This window comes from Marinomonas posidonica IVIA-Po-181 (assembly GCF_000214215.1).
GTDB lineage: Bacteria > Pseudomonadota > Gammaproteobacteria > Pseudomonadales > Marinomonadaceae > Marinomonas > Marinomonas posidonica.
The window spans coordinates 1,516,528-1,536,041 of sequence record NC_015559.1 but is presented as its reverse complement, the minus strand read 5'-3'; the positions used below and the strand labels follow the sequence as shown (position 1 = coordinate 1,536,041).

Here is a 19,514-nt window from a genome sequence, read left to right as displayed (position 1 = left end):
TGTGACTAAAGACCAACTGTTTGCCTTCGCGCAACACATCACACCTCAAAAAACACTTTCACGAGCCATCGGCCGAATCGCGGAATGCGAGAATAACTGGGTAAAAAATACCTTTATCAGTCAATTTGTTAAAAAATATCAAGTTGATATGTCTGAAGCCATAAACAGTGACCCTCTTTCTTACCGTAACTTCAACGATTTCTTTACTCGCGCTATTCGACCTGAATTACGCCCGATTGCTGAAAGTGATGACAGTCTAGCTTGTCCTGCAGACGGCGCGATCAGCCAATTAGGCAAGATAGAACACGGCACCTTATTTCAAGCAAAAGGCCATCATTACAGCCTTACCACATTGCTCGGTGGCGATGCTTCTTTATCTGATCAATTCCTTGGTGGCTCATTCGCCACTGTGTATCTGTCTCCAAAAGACTACCACAGAGTTCACATGCCATTAACTGGCAAGCTAACCAAAATGATTCACGTACCTGGTAAGCTTTTCTCGGTCAATAAAGTCACCGCAGAGCAAATCCCCAATGTCTTTGCTCGCAACGAACGCACCGTTTGCCTATTTGAAACAGAAGCAGGCCCAATGGCCGTCATCCTAGTAGGCGCTATGATAGTGGCCAGCATTGAAACCGTGTGGGCTGGACAGGTCACACCTTTTAATAAAAACGTCGTTACTTGGGATTATGCTGAGCTTAATGAGATCGAGCTGCAGAAAGGCGATGAAATGGGCCGCTTTAAACTGGGCTCTACAGCCATTGTACTGTTCGGCAAAGACGCCGTTGATTGGGAAGAAAGCCTGCAAGCTGACAGCCCAACCCTAATGGGTATGCCATTTGGTAAAATAAGCAAGAACTAAACAGGCATTAAAACCGCCCGATATAAAAAAAGCCTGCAATTGCAGGCTTTTTTTAGTCAAGATTGAAGCATACTCACTAAGGCAACTCGTCCTCTAATTCCTCTTTCGGCGTCGGCACCAAATCTTCTCTTGTAATATTCAATCCCAGCAACAAATTCGCCGCCACAAAGATAGAAGAATAGGTACCAATCACGATTCCCACGAGCAAAGCCATAGAGAAATTATGAATGGCTTCACCACCAAACAAGAACAAGACCACCAACACAAACAAGGTGGTCAAAGAGGTAATCAAGGTACGACCCAATGTTTGATTGATAGACTCATTAATCAAATCATAAGGCTCTGTGTCTCGCATAATACGAAAGTTTTCGCGGATTCGATCACAGACAACAATGGTATCATTCAAAGAATAACCTACCACCGCCAATAAAGCCGCCAACACTGTCAAATCAAACTCCACTTCGAAAAGCGAAAAAAAGCCGAGTGTGATAATGACATCGTGCGCCAAGGCTGCAACAGACGCCAAGGAGAACTTAAACTGAAAACGCACCGCGACATAGATCATCACGATCAATAGCGCCAGCAACATTCCCAAGCCACCTTGCTCACGCAACTCTTCACCCACTTGCGCACCAACGAATTCAGAACGCTGCAAAGTCACCGACACTTCGCCGTGATTTTGCAAGCTCGCCAACACTTCGTCACCCAAGGTTGGTGTATAGGCATTGGCCATACGCACCACCACATCCGTCGGTGAACCAAAGTTCTGCACGACAATGTCTTCATAGCCATTATCCGCCAGCAACTGACGCACATCGTCCAGCTGGGGCGCTTGATCATACGCCACCTCAACCAAAGTACCGCCAGTGAAATCCAGGCCAAATTGCAAGCCTTTCACAGCCAATGATCCCAAGGAGATGAGAATAAGTGCAACGGAAAAACACGCCACAATCTTACGCATCGCCATAAACGGAATAGTTGTCACTTTCATGGCTCTCCCCTTAAATATACAATTTCTTGTTTTTACGACCGCCGTAAACAAGATTCACTTGTGAACGCGTTACCACAATGGCCGTAAACATGGATGTTAAAATACCCAACGATAGAGTGACTGCAAACCCTTTTACCGGTCCGGTTCCCACAGCAAACAAGATCACCGCTACCAACAAGGTAGTAATGTTGGCGTCAAAAATCGTCGTAAAAGCACGGTTAAAACCAGAATGAATCGCCTGCTGGCTTGGCACACCATTGGCTAACTCTTCCTTTATCCGGGAAAAAATCAACACATTGGCATCCACCGCCATCCCCATCGTTAACACAATACCCGCAATACCTGGCAAGGTTAACGTGGCCGACATCAGGGACATACAGGCCATTAGCAATACAATATTAAGCGCCAAGGAGACATTGGCAAAAATGCCAAATACCTTGTAATACACCAACATGAACAGCATCACCACCAATAAACCAATCTGCGCAGAAGTCACACCCAACTGAATGTTTTCAGCACCAAGACTTGGCCCAATAGTCCGTTCTTCAACGAAGTAAATTGGTGCAGCCAAAGCACCGGCACGCAATAACAGGGCTAATTCTGAGGACTCACGTGGACTATCTAGTCCTGTAATACGGAAGGAATTACCTAAAGTGGTTTGAATGGTCGCCAAGGAGATAATACTTTTCTCACTGTAACTGCGACGTACTTCTTCCATCTTACCGTCTTTCTCAACAAAACGACTGCGGGATTTGTGCTCGATGAACACCACCGCCATATTGCGACCCACTGCAGAGCGAGTCACCTTAGTCATCTGCTTACCACCCTTAGAATCAAGGCTGATATTCACCTGAGGCTGGCCATTTTCATCAAAAGATGAGCTTGCATCAGCCACACTGTCGCCAGTGATGATGATGTCACGCTCTAAACGCGCCGTACGACCACTGCCATCACGAAAAGACAAGGTTTCAACATCCGCACCTTGGTCATCCAACCCGGCTTCCAAATGGAACTCTAGGTTTGCCGTCGCACCAATGATACGTTTCGCCGCTGCAGTATCTTGAACCCCAGGCAGCTCAACAACAATACGATTGCTGCCCTGACGTTGAACCAATGGCTCTGCCACACCAAGCTCATTTACACGATTACGCAAAGTCGTTAAGTTTTGCTGTAACGCATAAGACTCGATTTCTTTGGTTTCCGCTTCGGTAAAGCTCACATCCAAAAAGTAATCTGTGTCTTCTTGGCGAGTGTCGTAACGATAGTCAGCAAACTCACCTTTCAATAGATCTTCAGCCAAGGTTAAGTCCGACTCCTTCAAGAAACGAATCGACAACACCCCATCGGCAATACTCACACTACGGTAACGCACTCTGTCTTTACGCAGAGCCGCCTTCATTTCACTGCTACTTACTTCTAAGCGTTGCTTGAGCGCTGCTGGTGTATCCACTTCCAGCAAGAAGTGCACACCACCACGTAAGTCCAAGCCCAACTTAGCTGGCCCAGCGCCCAAAGAAGCCAGCCATTCTGGCGTGGTTGGCACTAGGTTCAACGCCGTCACATAGTCTTCCCCAAGGGCCGCCGCTACGACAGGTTTAGCAGCCAATTGGTCCTCGCCATTATTGAAACGCAAGGTACCGCCAGCAGAGGTTAGCTCTGCTTCTTTCAATTCTATATTTGCTTTACTGAGTGCCAGCTCTGCTTTTTGCAAAGTTTGCTGATCAACCACGGAAGTCGCTTTTTGAGTAGAGAGTTGTAACGCTGGATCATCCGGATAAAGGTTTGGGAAGGCATAGAGTAGCCCCAAAGCCAAAACAAGAAGAATTAGCAAATACTTCCACAAGGGGTACTTGTTAAGCATGAAAAATCCTTTACACCTAAAAATTTGAGTGGGCAAGAAAGAAGAAAAGCGCCTTCGATTCTCTCTTCAGGCGCTTTTCCAGCAACATTAAATCGACTTTAATGTTCCTTTAGGCAACACAGCAGCAACAGAAGATTTTTGAAATTTCATTTCAACACCTTCTGATACCTCTAGAGCGACATAGGCATCGTCTACTTTTGTTACCTTACCTAGGACACCACCGCCAGTTACGACTTCAGTTCCTTTCTCTAGAGCAGCAATCAAGTTTTTATGCTCTTTCGCACGTTTTGCTTGAGGGCGCCACATTAAGAAATAGAAAATAACGACAAAGCCAGCAAGTAGGACTAGGTTAAAAATACCTGCGTCCGCTGGTGCGCCACCTTCAGCGTAAGCTGGTGAGATCAATGCGATCATGGTTTTAGCTCTCCAATGGTTTATGAAACTCTTACAATTCCCTGACAAGAGAAAATTGTCATATTTTGTTTATTATTCACTCAAAGCAGGCGTTTCTAGGCCGCGCTTTGCATAAAACTCATCAACAAAGGCGTCAAATCTACCTTCATCGAGCGCCTTTCGCAATCCCGCCATGAGTGTTTGGTAATAACGAAGGTTATGGATGGTATTTAATTGTGCACCCACCATTTCCTGACACTTATCCAAATGATGTAGATAAGCCCGAGAAAAGTTTTTACAAGTGTAACAGTCACATTCTTTATCAAGTGGGTCAATATCATGGCGATATTGAGCATTACGAATGCGCACCACACCTTCAGAGGTAAACAAATGACCGTTACGGGCATTACGAGTCGGCATCACGCAGTCAAACATGTCGACGCCGCGACGAACCCCTTCCACTAAGTCTTCAGGTTTACCTACGCCCATCAAATAACGCGGTTTGTTTTCTGGCATTTTCGGTGTGATGTAATCCAACACCTTGATCATTTCTTCTTTTGGCTCACCTACGGACAAGCCACCAATGGCATAGCCATCAAAACCAATCTCCTCTAGACCCTCTAGAGACTCATCACGCAAGTTCTCGAACATACTGCCTTGGATAATACCAAACAAAGCCGATGGACTGTCACCGTGCTCATCTTTGGAACGCTTCGCCCAACGTAGACTCATGCGCATCGATTTGGCCGCCACATCCGCTGTCGCAGGGTAAGGCGTGCACTCATCAAAAATCATCACAATGTCGGAGCCAAGATCACGCTGAACCTGCATGGAAATCTCAGGACTTAAAAAGACTTTGGAGCCATTAATGGGTGAGCGAAAGCTCACACCCTCTTCCGTGATTTTGCGCATTTCCCCAAGAGAAAACACTTGAAAACCACCAGAGTCGGTCAAAATAGGTTTCTTCCATTGCGTAAAGTCATGCAGATCCCCATGCGCTTTCACCACCTCGGTTCCTGGGCGCAACCAAAGATGGAAAGTGTTCCCCAAGATAATATCAGCACCGATTTCTTCGATGTCCTTGGTTAACATGCCCTTCACTGTGCCATACGTACCGACTGGCATAAAAGCAGGGGTTTCTACCTTGCCTCGTGGAAAAGTCAAAGTCGCGCGACGCGCTTTACCTGAACTGGTATGCAGTTCAAAATCCATAAAACATTCTGGACGTTTCTCAGACATACGTCTTATTCCTCACCTTGCGGGCCTTTCGCCTGCGCATTTCGTGTAATAAACATGGCATCACCATAACTGAAAAATCGATACTTCTGCTCCACCGCCACGCGATAAGCCGACATTACTTGCTGATAGCCTGCAAAGGCACTGATCAACATAATCAAGGTTGATTCAGGCAAATGAAAATTGGTTACCAAAGCATCAACGGTCTTAAATTCGTAACCAGGGTAAATAAAAATACTGGTATCACCTTGCATTGGCGCAATCTCACCCGATTGACTGGCGGACTCCAAGCTGCGTACGCTCGTCGTACCGACCGCGACCACTCGACCACCTCGAGCCTTAGTCGCTTGCACCTGCTGGACGACCTGCTCACCCACTTCGACATACTCTGCGTGCATAATGTGGTCTTCTACATTATCCACCTTCATTGGCTGAAAGGTTCCCGCACCGACGTGCAAGGTAACAAAAGCCACCTCAACGCCCTTGTCCTTTAATTTGGCCAACAAGGCATCATCAAAATGCAAGCCTGCTGTTGGCGCGGCAACCGCGCCCGGCTTTTGGTTATAAACCGTTTGATAACGCTCTTGGTCACTGTCTTCATCAGGACGTTCGATATAAGGCGGCAATGGCATGTGCCCGACACGAGTTAAGATATCCAAGACCGGCTCTTGAAAAGCCAAATGGAATAACGCACCAGAGCGGCCCAGCATAGTCGCCTCAATCTGCTCACCCTTATCTTGTCCCAAGAAAATCTTAGTACCTTCTTTTGGTGATTTACTGGCACGAACGTGCGCCAACACCTCGTGACTAGCAATCACTCGCTCTACTAAGATTTCAACTTTGCCACCCGATTCCTTCTGGCCAAATACTCGAGCAGGAATGACTCGGGTATTATTAAACACCATCAAATCGCCAGCTTGAACTAATTCCAAAACATTCGGAAATTGGCGATGAATCACCTCACCACTTGGCCCATCAAGATGCAAAAGACGACTGGCGGTTCTGTCCGGCGTGGGGTAATTCGCAATGAGAGAATCGGGTAAATCAAAGTGATAATCGGAAACGAGCATGAAATGAAAGCTACCTAGAAAAAACGACCCGATATTCTAGCGAAAAACCAGATAAAAAGGTACTTCCAACCCACTAGATATTAAAAAGATAAAAAAATATTCAACCAATCGTTGACATCCTTCCAAATTAACCTAGAATACGCCTCACCTTTTTCAAGGCCAGTGTGGTGGAATTGGTAGACACGACGGATTCAAAATCCGTTGCCGAAAGGCGTGGCGGTTCGAGTCCGCCTACTGGTACCATTTAGACGAAGCCCTAGCTATTTTAGTTAGGGCTTTGTTGTTTCTAGGACACTGACAACAGCTCCTCCCACCTTAGCATTTACCATTTAAGATAGTTAAAAGCCAACCAATAACCCTGCCCAAGATTTAGTTTTCCTTAATCCGTCATAAGACTGTAGAAAAACTACACCATTAACGTTTTTTTATCACGCGCAAAACCTTTCTCAATGACTACAATACAAACCTGAACTAGTCGCTTTTTAATTGGAGAAAATTGCATGCTGAAAAGCTACACAGCATTACTTGCTTTAGGTGTCATTTGGGGATCAAATTTTATTTTCATGAAATGGTCTACTTTACTCATAACACCAAGCCAAACTGTTTTATTACGAGTTCTGTGCGGTTTCATCCCTCTCTTTCTGATTGCACTGTACACAAAAGCTCTTCACCGAGGGCAATTTAAACACCTACTGCACTTTGCCGTCATGTCCGTACTGGCCACGACATTTTACTATTACGGTTTTGTGGCCGGTACAGCCCTACTTCCAACTAGCGTTGCTGGCCTTTTAAGTGGCTCTATTCCCATTTTCACCTTTATATGCGCTTTTCTATTTTTAAGAAAAGACCGCCCTACACGACAAATGTTAATTGGGGTTCTGGTTGGATTTTTAGGCATAATAATCAGTGCTCGCCCATGGGAAAATGTTGAAGGAATCAACTTAATGGGAGTGATCTGGATGATAGCAGGAACAACCAGTTTGGGCGTATCATTTGTCTATGCTCAACGCCTTTTGTCACCACATAAAATTCCGCCTCTAGCCTTAGCCACATGGCAAACAGGCTTCGCCTCATTAACCTTATTAGTTCTAACAGACTTTACAGGTATGTCCGAGATAATGTCGAACACTCAAACCGCCTTGGGCGTCGTTATCGGTCTTGGGCTACTTGGTACTGGCGGAGCTTTTTTCCTCTATTACTATGCAATAGAAAAACTAGGATCTGTAAAAGCCTCTGGGGCAACCTATATCGCACCTGTTGTTGCCGTTATTATTGGTGCCATTGTCGGAGAGGAAATTCACTTGTTACTTATCATCGCGTTGACCTTAATCCTAACAGGTGTAATCCTAATTCAAACAGGAGCTAAAAAACCACCAGCTAGCCAATCAAATAATAGCTAACCATTTAGCTCCAAGCGGTTAATCAGCCTCTGATTAGCCGCAACAAAGCCTTTAAACTTATTTTAACTCAAACTCATCCAGGCACCATTGCCAAACCGCGCTAACGGCAACAGATGTTTGTATATCTTTCTTTTTGACTAGAAAGTAGTCTGGTTTAATAAAAAATGAGTGATCTAATAACTGCACTAACCGACCGAATGCTAACTCTTGTGCAACAAATGCTCGACACACTAACGCAACACCTTGCCCCGCTAAGGCGGCATCAATTGCCAAAGATGTTTGATTAAACTTAGCGCCTGCAATTTTTTCATTAGACCGAAGTATGGTCGGCCAATGATTGTGGGCATCATGCAACAATGGAAATTGCTGCAACGTTTCTAAAGATAGAGGGGCACTTTGCCCTTTTAATAATTGTGGGCTTGCGACTACGACTAGCTCCTGAGGAAATAGAGGCTCCGCTTGCAAATTAGAGACAAAAGGTTCTTTGCTGAGTCGAACAGCAATATCAATTTGGTCAGCATCAAAATCTGAGATAGACTCTGTCGCCACTGTTTTCAACTCAATATCAGGAAACCGTGTATTTAACGAACCAAGACGAGGAATAAGTAATTTCGCTGCAAACGTTGGCGTGACACTAATCGTAACCGTATTAGAACGCTCAACCATTATTGACGTCGCTTCTCCCATGACATCAAACGCTCTCGTCAGACTAGCAAGATAGACAATGCCTTTTGGAGTAAGCGCCAAACCGCGTGGCAAACGCTGAAAAAGCAAAACACCCAAATGCTCTTCAAGGGAGCGCACTTGCTGCGCAACGGCTCCTTGCGTTACGCCGAGCTCTTCTGCAGCATGACGAAAACTCAGGCAACGCCCAGCCACCTCAAATGCTCGAAGTGAATTTAATGCTGGAAGCTTTCTACGTGGCAACATAATGACCTAACCTCATCGTTTTCATCTAGCATATGGCGCCATATTGACAAACCAAGCACCCAAAATGACTCTAATGATATCAATATCTCGTTTTGTCGATGGTAAAATACATCATAGCCTTTCGAACGATAAGCAAGACTGGTATAGTCACATCGATATTTTCGGTGAAGTTTTGACGTATTTCGCTGAAGTTTTATTATAAAATTATTTCGAGCGCAGCAATATGAATCGTCGTAAAAAAATCAAAAGCATTCTGACCAAAAAGGCGAAACAGGCCAACCTGAAAGCCAACCCGAAGAGCAAACCAAAATACATTTCCAAAGCAGAACGCGCCAAACTTGACGCCGAAGCCAATCCGATTTCATCGAGCGAACCAGAAACCACACAAGAAGACGATCTATAGCCTTACTAACGATTAATACAGTCTGTATTAAAACTTAGCTCTAAAGTGCCAATCCCCTTCTTTCATATCATTTCGAATTGCACTAATCATGTTCTTTTCGATCTCACCTGAATCAAGATCAAATAAGCCACAACGGCTTAAAACCTGCTTCTTCTGGATACTTTTACCAAGGTATTCGTACACCACTCGGGCACAACAAGGCGCTCTTTCGCCACTACCAGACACCCCGATACGCAACCCTGATAAACGCGCCACCCGATTCTGAAAGGAAGGGTATAGAATCGTCTGCGTCATTTCCACATGCGTCTCTTGCTCATAATCCATTAGAAATAACCGATCCGATAGCAATTGCACCATGCCCGTGTAGACACCATGAAACGCTTTGCTCACCCCATCTGGATTAAGTCGCTCAGTACGCTGATAATAGGTTTTATCCCCTTCTGAACGAATGTCGACCAAGGTACGCAATACCTGACCTGGGCACGCCATCGACATATAGTATTCATAATAATAACCGCAGTATTTTGACAAACCAGCCTGACCCGATTCATTTAACCGATTGATGTGCTTCTGTTCGGGCGTCAAACTGAGTTGCGCGGCGGACTGACGAATGGGTCTAGACTGGACTAATAGGGAAAATTGCGGTTGAGGCAGCATCATTTCTTCCACTTCTACCCCAAAAAACTCACCAATACGTCTTAACGTATTTTTGCTCGGCATGGTAGTGGCATTCAAATAACGATTGAACTGCGGACGGTTGATATTAAGACGCCGACAAACTTCTGCAACCGACTTATAATAGCTACACAAGAGCTGTAAGTTCTTCGCAAGATCTTCAGACACCTATATTTCCCCCGCCAATACTCTAATCAGAACCATCAACGTCAACATCACCTTCACACTAATTCTCCTCAGTGTAATCGATTAATCTTTAGAAACACACCTTAAAACGATGCTAGTAGACGCTATTAAAGCATCAACTAGCATCATCAAGCGACATCTCACGAACTCCCCATTTAAGACAATTTTGGTTCCAATTAGCGGCGTATATTCGTCCAAAAGACACTCATAATAAATCTAAAAACTGTAGGAGTTTTCTATGCTATCCCTTCTTACCGATCTATTGTGGAGCAAGGTATTAATTGCCGTTTTAATCGGCATAGGTATCTGGTTCACAGTCGCTACCCGTTTTGTGCAATTTCGCTATTTTGGTAACATGTTTAAAATCCTAACAGCCAAACATCATGAGGCCGATGGAAAACATTTGAGCTCTTTCCAAGCTTTAATTCTGTCGGTTGCTGGTCGCGTTGGTGGTGGCAACATTGCTGGCGTCGCAGTGGCTATTACCCTAGGCGGACCCGGGGCTATTTTCTGGATGTGGATGGTTGGCCTTATGGGCATGGCCACCAGCTTCGTTGAATGCTTGCTAGCACAAACCTATAAAACCGCGGAAAACGATGGTACTTATCGTGGCGGTCCGGCTTACTACATTGAACGTGGTCTGGGCAAACAATGGAAATGGCTGGCGGTCATTTACTCTGTTTTATTATTGGCGACCTTCGGCATCGCTTTTACCACACTGCAATCTTATTCTGTTGCCACCTCTCTCGAAGATGCTTTTGGCATTCAGCCATATTACAGCGGCATTGCAATGGCTTTTGTTGTGGGCCTAATCATCTTTGGTGGCGTTAAGCGCATAGCACAAGTCGCCGAAGTTCTGGTCCCCATCATGGCAGGCGGCTACTTATTGATTGCTTTAATTGTCATCGCAATGAACTTAAGCGTTATCCCAGAAACATTAATGCTAATCATCAAAAGCGCTTTTGGACTCGAACCCGCTATTGGTGGCGGTATCGGTGCAGCCATTTTAATGGGCGTCAAACGTGGCTTATTCTCCAACGAAGCCGGTCTTGGTAGTGCGCCAAACGTGGCAGCTGTTGCTTACATTCCACACCCGGCGAACCAAGGTATTGTGCAAGCGTTTTCGGTATTCATTGACACCATAGTACTTTGTACTTGTACCGCTCTAATCATCCTATTGGGAACCGCTTACGATCCGACTAGCACAGACGCCGTTCAAGGTGTGGCGTTAACCCAAGCCTCTCTTGCTACTCATATGGGTGACTATGGTCGTATGTTTGTCAGTATTGCCTTGTTGTTGTTTGGTTTTAGTACTGTGTTGTACAACTACTATTTGGGTGAAAACAGCGTCAGCTACCTAACCAAATCAGATAATCACGGCTTCTATATGAATTCGTTCCGGGTGATCATTATTTGTCTTTGCTGCACGGGGGCCATTTTAGATCTGGGTACAGTCTTTGCCTTCGCGGATCTCACCATGGGACTGCTGGCATTAGTCAACTTACTTGCCCTCGCACTGCTATTTAAAGTGGCAAAACGCATCATGAAAGACTTCGACGTCCAACGCCAATCAGGCAAAGAGACACCCTCCTTCGAAGCAGAACGTTTTGACGATTTAGATTTGGACACGGTTTCCTGGCCAAACAAAGACAACCATTAACTCAAGCTGACATCTGGCCTCATTCCTTTCGAATGAGGCCCTAGGAAAACATTATGAATACTCGCTCTGAATACGACTTACTCGGTAATATGGACCTTCCTGCGGATGCTCTGTATGGCATTCAAACACAGCGGGCCGCACAGAACTTCGCCATTACCGGCGTGCCCATTTCGCATTTTCCAGAATTGATCAAAGCCTTGGCGATGGTCAAAGCCTCAGCAGCGCGCACCAATCAGGAAATGCATTTATTAACCGATGAAAAGGCCGATGCGATTGTTGCGGCTTGCCAAGAACTGATTCTTGGGCAACATCATGACGCCTTTATTGTTGACGTTATTCAAGGCGGTGCAGGCACCTCAACAAACATGAATGCCAACGAAGTCATTGCCAACCTAGCGCTGACCAAACTCGGCCACAAATTAGGTGACTACCAACACTTACACCCTAACGATGATGTCAACCGCTCACAATCCACCAACGACGCCTACCCGACTGCCGCCTGCTTGGGCATTCAATTTGCGGCAGACAACTTTGTCCCAAGCTTAGCGTCACTTAAAGCCGCTTTAGAAGAAAAAGGCAAAGCGTTTGCTCACATCGTAAAAATGGGACGAACTCAATTACAAGATGCCGTGCCTATGACACTTGGGCAAGAGTTTGATGCTTTTGCAGTGACTCTAGGGGAAGACATCGACCGCATCAGCGAAGCTTGCGCCTTACTGTGTGAAGTGAACTTAGGCGGCACCGCCATTGGTACTGGCATCAACACACCTGAAGGTTACGCAACGCGTGTGGTTGAAAAGCTGGCCACCATTTCGACCAAACCCATGGTACCTGCGAGCAACCTAGTAGAAGCGACCTCAGACATGGGCGCGTTTGTGTTTTTCTCCGGAATTTTGAAGCGCCTCGCCATTAAACTCAGCAAAATGAGCAATGACTTACGCCTACTTTCGAGTGGCCCTCGCACCGGATTAGGTGAGATTAATTTGCCTCCGATGCAACCTGGCTCTTCTATTATGCCAGGCAAGGTCAACCCAGTGATTCCTGAAGCGATGAACCAAACCGCGTATCAGGTCATTGCCTCCGACTTAGCGGTATCACTGGCTGCTGAAGCAGGCCAATTACAGCTTAACGCCATGGAACCCATGATTATTTACAACCTGCTAAACTCTTTAAAAATGCTCAAAGAAGCTTGTCACATGCTAGAAACCCGTTGCATCCGTGGCATTACCGCGAACGAAGCCGTTTGTGCCGGCCATGTGGAAAACAGCATTGGTATTATCACCGCGCTTGTTCCTCACATTGGCTATTCCAATGCCTCGCGCATTGCCCGTCAAGCCTTAACCACAGGCAGCACGGTAAAAGCACTTATTATAGAAGAACAGCTATTAACGGAAGAACAAGTCAACTTATTACTGAGCCCAGAGTCCATGCTATCCCCAAGCAAGGTGAGCTTATGAGCACAGAGGTTTTAGTACTCTATACTGGCGGCACCATTGGCATGACTCAAACAGCGCAAGGCTTGGCCCCAGCTTCTGGCTTACAAGGTCGAATTGAACGTGCTTTAGGCGATAGTTTGAATAGCCTACCGAGCTTTGAAGTACTGGAAATTTCGCCACTCATCGACAGCGCCAATATCACCCCAGCACACTGGACTAAGCTTGTTTCCATCCTCAATGTTCATTGGCAGGATTACGATGGCTTTGTCATCTTACATGGCACAGATACCATGGCCTATACCGCTTCGGCCTTGTCATTTATGCTCGGTGCCAGCCCTAAAAATATCATTCTAACTGGGTCACAAATCCCCTTAGGAATGAACCGATCAGACGCCACCGCAAATTTACAAGCGGCTCTATCTTTGGCGGTCTTACAGCCCATTCCAGACGTCAGCTTGGTTTTCAATGGGAAACTCATGCGGGGCAATCGAATTCAAAAGGTCAGTAGTGGACGGTTTGAGGCTTTTCACACACCCAATAATGACTTACTGGGTGAATTAGCGATTCACGTTCAACTCTACCCTGAACGAATGAGTGAATGGCCATCTGACCTTAGGGTTACAAACTTAGATGATAAGTTGGTGACCTTTCAATCCGGTGCCGTTGCCGTCGTGACACTCCACCCAAGTCAGCCGATCAGCTTATATCAGAGCTTATTGGATGACAAAGATTGCCATGGCATTATTTTAATGACCTATGGCGCTGGCAACGTGCCGGACCAAAACCCAGCCTTTCTGTCTTTCTTGACGGAAGCCATGTTGCGAAAGAAAATCGTCGTCAACATTACCCAATGTCTGCATGGCGGAGTGTCTCAAGGCACGTATGCTACTGGTTCAATGCTGTCATCTATGAATGTATTAAGTGGACAGGATATGACCCTAGAGGCGGCCTTTTGCAAACTTCATTGGCTCATTGCCAATGGCGAAAACTACCATAGCCTGCTGGAGAAATGGTCGATCAATTACGCCAATGAATTTACCACAAAGTAACAAACTCAAGGATACCTTGGCATGGCATGCCAGCGTATCCTGCATGACACGACGGGCGTTCAAAATCACACATTTAAAACGTCAGGCTAATTCTCATTTCGCCTAGACAATTCAACCGAGACTCTTAAACTGAAACTATTCGACTGAAACGATTCAACTTACACCAAGGGCCCCCATACCGCCCATTCGTTGCCACAAGGGTCTAAGAAGTGAAAGCGACGACCGCCCGGAAATTCAAAAATCACCTGCTCTATGGTGCCACCAGCGGCCTCGACATGATTCACCGCACTCTCTAGGTCATCACTGTATAAGACAACCAATGCCGCCCCTGTTTGCGGACGCGAACAAAAGTCGGCCTGAAAAAATCCACCGTCTAGGCCAGCATTTTTAAACGCGCTGTATTCTTGGCCATAGTCTTCAAAATCCCAACCAAACGCTTGTCGAAAGAAGGCTTTATTAAGCTCAAGATCTCGTGCTGGTAATTCCACATAATGTATCTTAGTTGATTGCATGACTGCCTCACTTTACGGTTGATGCCACAACGAGAATCACACTGATCAATATCATTGTGCCACCAAGCCATTGTTGCTTGCTAAGCTTCTCTGAAAAACGCACCTTAGAATAGTACAAAGTTCCTAGAATTTCGATTTGTCCTAGGGTTTTGACCAAGGCAGGATTCACCAAAGCAAAACCTGTAAACCAACCAATCGACCCCAGCGAACTCAGTACACCAACTTGGCAACTTAAACGAAACTCGTGTTTAAAAGGCGCTTGAATATCACGCATTTTCACCATCTGGAGTGAACATAAAATGACCGACTGGACAATCAAGACAAACCATAAAGTTATACCTGCAGAAGTAATGATCGAGCCAGATAAAGCATGACTTGCCATCGACGCCATCACGGAAGTCATAGCAAAACACAAGCCGCTCGCCAAACCAAACAGCAGAGAAGCATCTCGATAAGCATGACGAACATTACGCCACTTTACCGTCATTACCACAGCGCCGAACACCCCTAGACCAATGCCTACCCAAGAAGCAAAGGTCAGCGTGTAATGCAGCAAAGGCAAACCAATCAGCGCGGCTAATACGGCTTCTGTCTTGGCCAAAAGAGTGCCCATTGCATAACTGCCTGACTGAAAAGCTCGAAGCATAAAATAGGTCGCGAATATTTGTGCCAAGGCACAGGCAGAAGCCGCCCACCAAAACGTCATTGTGCCATTCAGAGAAACGCCTCCAAATAGCCACCAAACCGCTAATAAATAGAGAGTCACCAGAGGCAAACCATACAAAGAACGAGCCATGGTGGCATGTAAAAATCCGGCTTCACGAGCTAAGGTATTTTGATAGGCGGTTCTAGCAGACTGACATGCAGCCGCAAAAAGAGTGATAAAAATCCACATACTGACGCTCGATATTAGGAAGGGGAAAATAAACGAAGCGCTAGCATGCGATGAACTCAACTATTTGTAAAAGGAATTAAACGAATCTTGCTTATTCCACTCAGGAATGAATACTTTAGCATGAATACATTACGAGCTCTTCTTACGCAGCTCCGTCACCTGCTCACCTGCAACCCCCCAATTATCGGTCTCAACCTCATCAATCACCACCACAGTAGTCGATGGATTTTTACCCAAAACATCCACTAATAAATCCGTCGCACCTTTAATCAAAGCCTGCTTTTGTTCCTTTGTGACGCCTTCATTGGTGATGCGAATATTCACGTATGGCATTCTATTTCTCCTTTGTATCATCATTAGAGGTTGGGCGTGTGTTCATCTTTTTTTGACGAGCGCGATATTAGAATCGCACAATGAACAGAATTTTAAAACACTCATATTGCCGTTTTGCTTTGGTGGGCGGCGTTGGCTTCTTAGTCGATCTCACCAGCTTGATTCTATTGTCACAATACCTGCCTTACACAATTGCTAGAGGGCTTTCCTTCTGGGTCGCCGCCAGCTCAAACTGGTGGTGGAATCGGCACTTTACCTTTTCGGATAATAGACATAAAAAAACCGCTGTGGTGGAATGGTTACAATTCCTCAGCGGTTCATTAATGGCCTTCATTCCAAACCTTGGCGTCTATCTCTTACTCATCAAAATTCAACCATTTATACATCATCACGAACTCACGGCACTTTGGCCATACTTTGCCATGATGCCAGGAGTATTCATCGGCATGTGTGTTAACTATTCACTGTCACGCTACTGGGTCTTCCGTGACCACCAAATAAAACCCTAAAAGCCCTAAAAGCCCTAATCTAACTTACCATGTTCAGCAAAACGTCCCTTGTTCTTATCATGCACTTGATCGTGACGTGGCCAAGGCCAACCACCAAATTGAGTACGCTGATAATCTTGAAAGGCTTGCTGCAACTCAGCACGGGTATTCATCACAAAAGGACCATGCTGCTCAACCTGTTCATTGATAGGACGCCCCTGCAACATCAAAAAACGAGCAGCTTTTCCCAAATTCCTTAACACCACACTCGCATCACTTTGAAGCACAAACGCCTGACTCACAGACACGGAGACATCGTCTAACGCGACCTGATCCCCTTCAAAAAAATACAAGGTACGAGACAGTCCAGCCGCGCCAGCAGGCAAAGTCCATTCCGCTTGTTCAGCCAAATCGATTAACCAAATAGCCACTTGGTTCTGATCTTCAGCCGCCCAGGAATTAGGTGGACACGGCGCTGGTTGCACGCCACTAATCGGGCCAGCAATCACTTTTACGCTAGTTTCAAAGCCTTGTGTGTCTTTCTCCGTCAACACTGGCGTGTCTTCATTCCATAACATGGTGAAATGGGGAGGCACCATTTTATTCTTGCTTGGTAAATTCAACCAGACTTGGAACAATTCAACTGGATTGCGATCTGTTTCGTTTAACAAGGGAAACATTTCCGAATGCTGCACGCCCTGACCGGCGGTCATCCATTGGGTATCGCCCTGACCATAACGACCGGCAGCCCCCATGGAGTCTGCATGATCCACAAAGCCTTTATTGACAATGGTGACGGTTTCAAAACCACGATGTGGGTGTGCCGGAAAGCCTGGCACTTTTCGTCCGTGATACATGCGCCAACCATCGATGCCACCAAAGTCTTGCCCTAATGGACGATTGCCAAGGGTCGCATCTGGCCCCATTTCACCATTCGCTTGAGGGTAATTATCATTGTGAAAGGCACAGAACAAGAAAGGGTCAAATGTTGGCCAAAACATGTCTAATGGTATTTTTTTAAGGATTGCGTCACTCATATTGTCTCTCCCAAAACAGCTTTACCCATCTCTTTTAAAACACTTATCAAAAAGAATACTGGACGATATAAGGCCATAATAACATCAAAAAACTTGATTGATTCATGCTAAAACTGAATCTAATCAATCGGCTTTTTAAATACACTAGGTAAAGACCAACCTGGCCGTGCATCCTTGCCCAACATTATCCTGCAAACTAAATTCACACGCGTATTTCACACAAATATCACGAACAATCATCAAGCCTAGACCATAACTTTCGCCACCGGGTTTACCACTTAAACCGCAACCAGTATCAATGACGTCAATTTGATTTCCCACCACTTGGATGTCGATACGCCCTTTCTCGGTTGACGCCATCGCATTTTTAAGCAGATTCCCTATCAGAATATGAAAAACAGGCTCAGGTAATTTAATTTCTAACCTATTCTCCATCTGAATCTGGACGGACACTTGACCATCGGTTAAGTAAACCATGTGCGCTTGTTTGATGCTTTCCAACTCGGCTTGTGTGACTGAGCGCTTTGGTATAGTGGAAAGGTCTTCCTCTCGCGTCAAAGACAACAAGGTCGAAATATAATCCTCCATTTCCTGACAAGCTTGGTGCATCCTGACCTGCTGGCGCTTAATAAAACTCGGGGAATCTGTCTTACCGAGAAGAGTGACTGCCCCTTTCATCACCATAAGAGGAGTACGAAGCTCATGACTGGCATAACGATTAAATGCCCGCTCACGTTCAATTAGTGCTTGAATTTGCTGCTGATAATCATTGATACAGGCCACCAACAAATGCACCTCACGGGTAGCCGCACCTTCAGGCAAGGCAATCGGAGTCAAATCATCTGGCCGCCTCGACGTTAAAAATTGAGACAGCTGTGACAGTGGCTTGGTTAAGCGCATGGAAATTTGCATGACGACCCATAAACTGACCACTAACAAGAGCAAGGAAAGCATTAATTGAGTACTTTGCGTATGAAACATCTGCGTTTCGCTGCTCTCATAAATCTCATCGTAATGGATAATATATAGGGTCTTTTGTTGCCCATTGAGGGTTACCTGTGAGCGCATCGAGAAAACTTCCAAATCCGTATCAGAAGCCTCATCTAACTCATAGGTCACATCATCTGTCATGTTAGGATCAAGAACCACACCCAATGGCAGGTTTTCTTGACCAACATACACCTCAGAAAAAGGCGGAATGGAAACATGGGTTAAGCTTGTTCCTTGCAAACGCTCTAAGGCCACATTTTTATCTTTCACCATGCGATTTTCAGCGTAGATCATTTCAACATTTTCAATCACTGACTGAAACATGGAAAAATGAAAAGCGATAATGGCAAAGGCAACGATAGAGAAATAGGTAAAGGTTAACTGCTTAGCGGTTTTGATACGCTTCATTCTTGACCTTCCACAACAAGCCGATAACCCACCTTCGACACTGTCTGCAAATAAGCATGCTCAAATGGTCGGTCAATTAAACTTCGCAACTGATAAATATGGCTTCTCAATACTTTACTGTCTGGTTCTTCATCGCCCCACAGGGCATCAGAGATTTCATTCTTACTCACCACATCAGGCGCATTTTGCATGAGCACTCTTAAAATAGTGTACTGCGAAGGATTTAATGCGTAACGACTCCCTTCACGCTGCAAAATACGAGTATTCATATCGAGTTTTAATTGCCCAAATACCAGTTCGCGGTTCGCCACTTTGCCTTTCTGCCGCCGAACCAACGCCTGTATACGAGAATCCAAAATATCCAAATCAAAGGGTTTCACTAAATAGTCGTCCGCTAAGCTTTCGAAGCCTGCCAAAATATCGTCTTTCGTATCACGTGCCGTCAACATCAAAACAGGCGTATCCACACCCTGCTCGCGCAAGGATTTACACACAGTTAAACCGTCCATTTTAGGCAACATGACATCCAATATAATGACATCGTATGACTCAGTAACAGCTAAATTGTAGCCATGCTCACCGTTATTGGCATAATCCAATTCGTCACCTTTGAGTTCAAAAAAATCAAAAATAACCCCCGCAATGTCTTTATGGTCTTCCACCAACAGTAACTTCATACAATTTTAATTCTGGCCTTTT

The 19,514-nt window shown here is 45.5% G+C and carries 20 protein-coding genes and 1 tRNA gene; 8 read left to right on the top strand and 13 right to left on the bottom strand.

Going from position 1 to position 19,514, the window contains the following annotated elements:
- Position 1: 1 nt before the first annotated feature.
- A complete protein-coding gene (gene asd / locus MAR181_RS07205; protein WP_013795945.1) occupies positions 2-862 on the top strand; it encodes an archaetidylserine decarboxylase in 861 nt (286 codons plus the stop codon).
- Between the two features lie 76 nt (positions 863-938).
- Here asd and secF read toward each other — a convergent pair whose 3' ends face one another.
- The 5 genes from secF to queA all read right to left on the bottom strand — a co-directional run bounded on the left by secF (position 939) and on the right by queA (position 6,413).
- Entirely contained in the window at positions 939-1,853 is a 915-nt protein-coding gene (gene secF / locus MAR181_RS07200; RefSeq protein WP_013795944.1) for a protein translocase subunit SecF, read from the bottom strand.
- A gap of 10 nt (positions 1,854-1,863) precedes the next feature.
- Complete coding sequence (gene secD / locus MAR181_RS07195; RefSeq protein WP_013795943.1) at positions 1,864-3,714, bottom strand: protein translocase subunit SecD; 1,851 nt, start codon at positions 3,712-3,714, stop codon at positions 1,864-1,866.
- 87 nt (positions 3,715-3,801) lie between these two features.
- Positions 3,802-4,128, bottom strand: coding sequence for a preprotein translocase subunit YajC (gene yajC, locus MAR181_RS07190; RefSeq protein ID WP_013795942.1), 327 nt, complete (start codon positions 4,126-4,128; stop codon positions 3,802-3,804).
- A 72-nt stretch (positions 4,129-4,200) separates the two neighbouring features.
- Positions 4,201-5,319 carry a tRNA guanosine(34) transglycosylase Tgt gene (tgt, locus tag MAR181_RS07185; RefSeq protein WP_216086371.1) on the bottom strand — a complete coding sequence of 373 codons (1,119 nt, stop codon included), beginning with the start codon at positions 5,317-5,319 and terminating at the stop codon, positions 4,201-4,203.
- Between the two features lie 32 nt (positions 5,320-5,351).
- The gene (gene queA, locus MAR181_RS07180) at positions 5,352-6,413 is read right to left on the bottom strand and encodes a tRNA preQ1(34) S-adenosylmethionine ribosyltransferase-isomerase QueA (RefSeq protein ID WP_013795940.1); all 1,062 of its coding nucleotides are present in this window, start codon (positions 6,411-6,413) and stop codon (positions 5,352-5,354) included.
- 158 nt (positions 6,414-6,571) lie between these two features.
- On the opposite strand from queA, the gene MAR181_RS07175 reads away from it, so the two are divergent.
- Positions 6,572-6,656, top strand: a tRNA-Leu gene (locus tag MAR181_RS07175).
- 257 nt (positions 6,657-6,913) lie between these two features.
- Positions 6,914-7,813, top strand: a complete 900-nt coding sequence (locus MAR181_RS07170; RefSeq protein WP_013795939.1) for a DMT family transporter — start codon at positions 6,914-6,916, stop codon at positions 7,811-7,813.
- A gap of 57 nt (positions 7,814-7,870) precedes the next feature.
- Here the strand turns inward: MAR181_RS07170 and MAR181_RS07165 are convergent, their stop codons facing one another.
- Positions 7,871-8,743, bottom strand: a complete 873-nt coding sequence (locus MAR181_RS07165) for a LysR substrate-binding domain-containing protein (RefSeq protein WP_013795938.1) — start codon at positions 8,741-8,743, stop codon at positions 7,871-7,873.
- 223 nt (positions 8,744-8,966) lie between these two features.
- Here MAR181_RS07165 and MAR181_RS07160 point away from each other — a divergent pair, with 223 nt between their 5' ends.
- Positions 8,967-9,146 carry a DUF2986 domain-containing protein gene (locus MAR181_RS07160; RefSeq protein ID WP_013795937.1) on the top strand — a complete coding sequence of 60 codons (180 nt, stop codon included), beginning with the start codon at positions 8,967-8,969 and terminating at the stop codon, positions 9,144-9,146.
- A 27-nt stretch (positions 9,147-9,173) separates the two neighbouring features.
- On the opposite strand, the gene MAR181_RS07155 is transcribed toward MAR181_RS07160, so the two are convergent.
- Positions 9,174-9,989, bottom strand: a complete 816-nt coding sequence (locus tag MAR181_RS07155) for a helix-turn-helix domain-containing protein (RefSeq protein ID WP_013795936.1) — start codon at positions 9,987-9,989, stop codon at positions 9,174-9,176.
- A 256-nt stretch (positions 9,990-10,245) separates the two neighbouring features.
- Between MAR181_RS07155 and MAR181_RS07150 the strand changes: the two genes are divergently transcribed.
- The 3 genes from MAR181_RS07150 to MAR181_RS07140 are packed head-to-tail and all read left to right on the top strand — an operon-like array spanning position 10,246 to position 14,152.
- Positions 10,246-11,667 carry an alanine/glycine:cation symporter family protein gene (locus MAR181_RS07150; protein ID WP_013795935.1) on the top strand — a complete coding sequence of 474 codons (1,422 nt, stop codon included), beginning with the start codon at positions 10,246-10,248 and terminating at the stop codon, positions 11,665-11,667.
- Positions 11,668-11,720: 53 nt separating this feature from the next.
- A complete protein-coding gene (locus tag MAR181_RS07145; protein WP_013795934.1) occupies positions 11,721-13,124 on the top strand; it encodes an aspartate ammonia-lyase in 1,404 nt (467 codons plus the stop codon).
- Positions 13,121-14,152 carry an asparaginase gene (locus MAR181_RS07140; RefSeq protein ID WP_013795933.1) on the top strand — a complete coding sequence of 344 codons (1,032 nt, stop codon included), beginning with the start codon at positions 13,121-13,123 and terminating at the stop codon, positions 14,150-14,152. Before MAR181_RS07145 ends, MAR181_RS07140 begins: the two co-directional genes overlap by 4 nt.
- A gap of 158 nt (positions 14,153-14,310) precedes the next feature.
- Here the strand turns inward: MAR181_RS07140 and MAR181_RS07135 are convergent, their stop codons facing one another.
- The 3 genes from MAR181_RS07135 to MAR181_RS07125 form a co-directional block, all read right to left on the bottom strand.
- Positions 14,311-14,664, bottom strand: a complete 354-nt coding sequence (locus MAR181_RS07135; protein ID WP_013795932.1) for a VOC family protein — start codon at positions 14,662-14,664, stop codon at positions 14,311-14,313.
- A gap of 7 nt (positions 14,665-14,671) precedes the next feature.
- The gene (locus MAR181_RS07130) at positions 14,672-15,559 is read right to left on the bottom strand and encodes a DMT family transporter (protein WP_013795931.1); all 888 of its coding nucleotides are present in this window, start codon (positions 15,557-15,559) and stop codon (positions 14,672-14,674) included.
- A 129-nt stretch (positions 15,560-15,688) separates the two neighbouring features.
- Positions 15,689-15,913, bottom strand: coding sequence for a tautomerase family protein (locus tag MAR181_RS07125; protein ID WP_083815586.1), 225 nt, complete (start codon positions 15,911-15,913; stop codon positions 15,689-15,691).
- Between the two features lie 59 nt (positions 15,914-15,972).
- On the opposite strand from MAR181_RS07125, the gene MAR181_RS07120 reads away from it, so the two are divergent.
- Complete coding sequence (locus MAR181_RS07120) at positions 15,973-16,401, top strand: GtrA family protein (protein ID WP_013795929.1); 429 nt, start codon at positions 15,973-15,975, stop codon at positions 16,399-16,401.
- A gap of 14 nt (positions 16,402-16,415) precedes the next feature.
- Here the strand turns inward: MAR181_RS07120 and MAR181_RS07115 are convergent, their stop codons facing one another.
- The 3 genes from MAR181_RS07115 to MAR181_RS07105 all read right to left on the bottom strand — a co-directional run bounded on the left by MAR181_RS07115 (position 16,416) and on the right by MAR181_RS07105 (position 19,492).
- On the bottom strand, positions 16,416-17,417 hold the full coding sequence (locus MAR181_RS07115; RefSeq protein ID WP_013795928.1) for a pirin family protein: 1,002 nt from the start codon (positions 17,415-17,417) through the stop codon (positions 16,416-16,418).
- A gap of 144 nt (positions 17,418-17,561) precedes the next feature.
- Positions 17,562-18,815, bottom strand: a complete 1,254-nt coding sequence (locus MAR181_RS07110; protein WP_013795927.1) for a sensor histidine kinase — start codon at positions 18,813-18,815, stop codon at positions 17,562-17,564.
- Complete coding sequence (locus tag MAR181_RS07105) at positions 18,812-19,492, bottom strand: response regulator transcription factor (protein ID WP_013795926.1); 681 nt, start codon at positions 19,490-19,492, stop codon at positions 18,812-18,814. The genes MAR181_RS07110 and MAR181_RS07105 overlap by 4 nt, the downstream gene beginning before the upstream one ends.
- Positions 19,493-19,514: the final 22 nt, after the last annotated feature.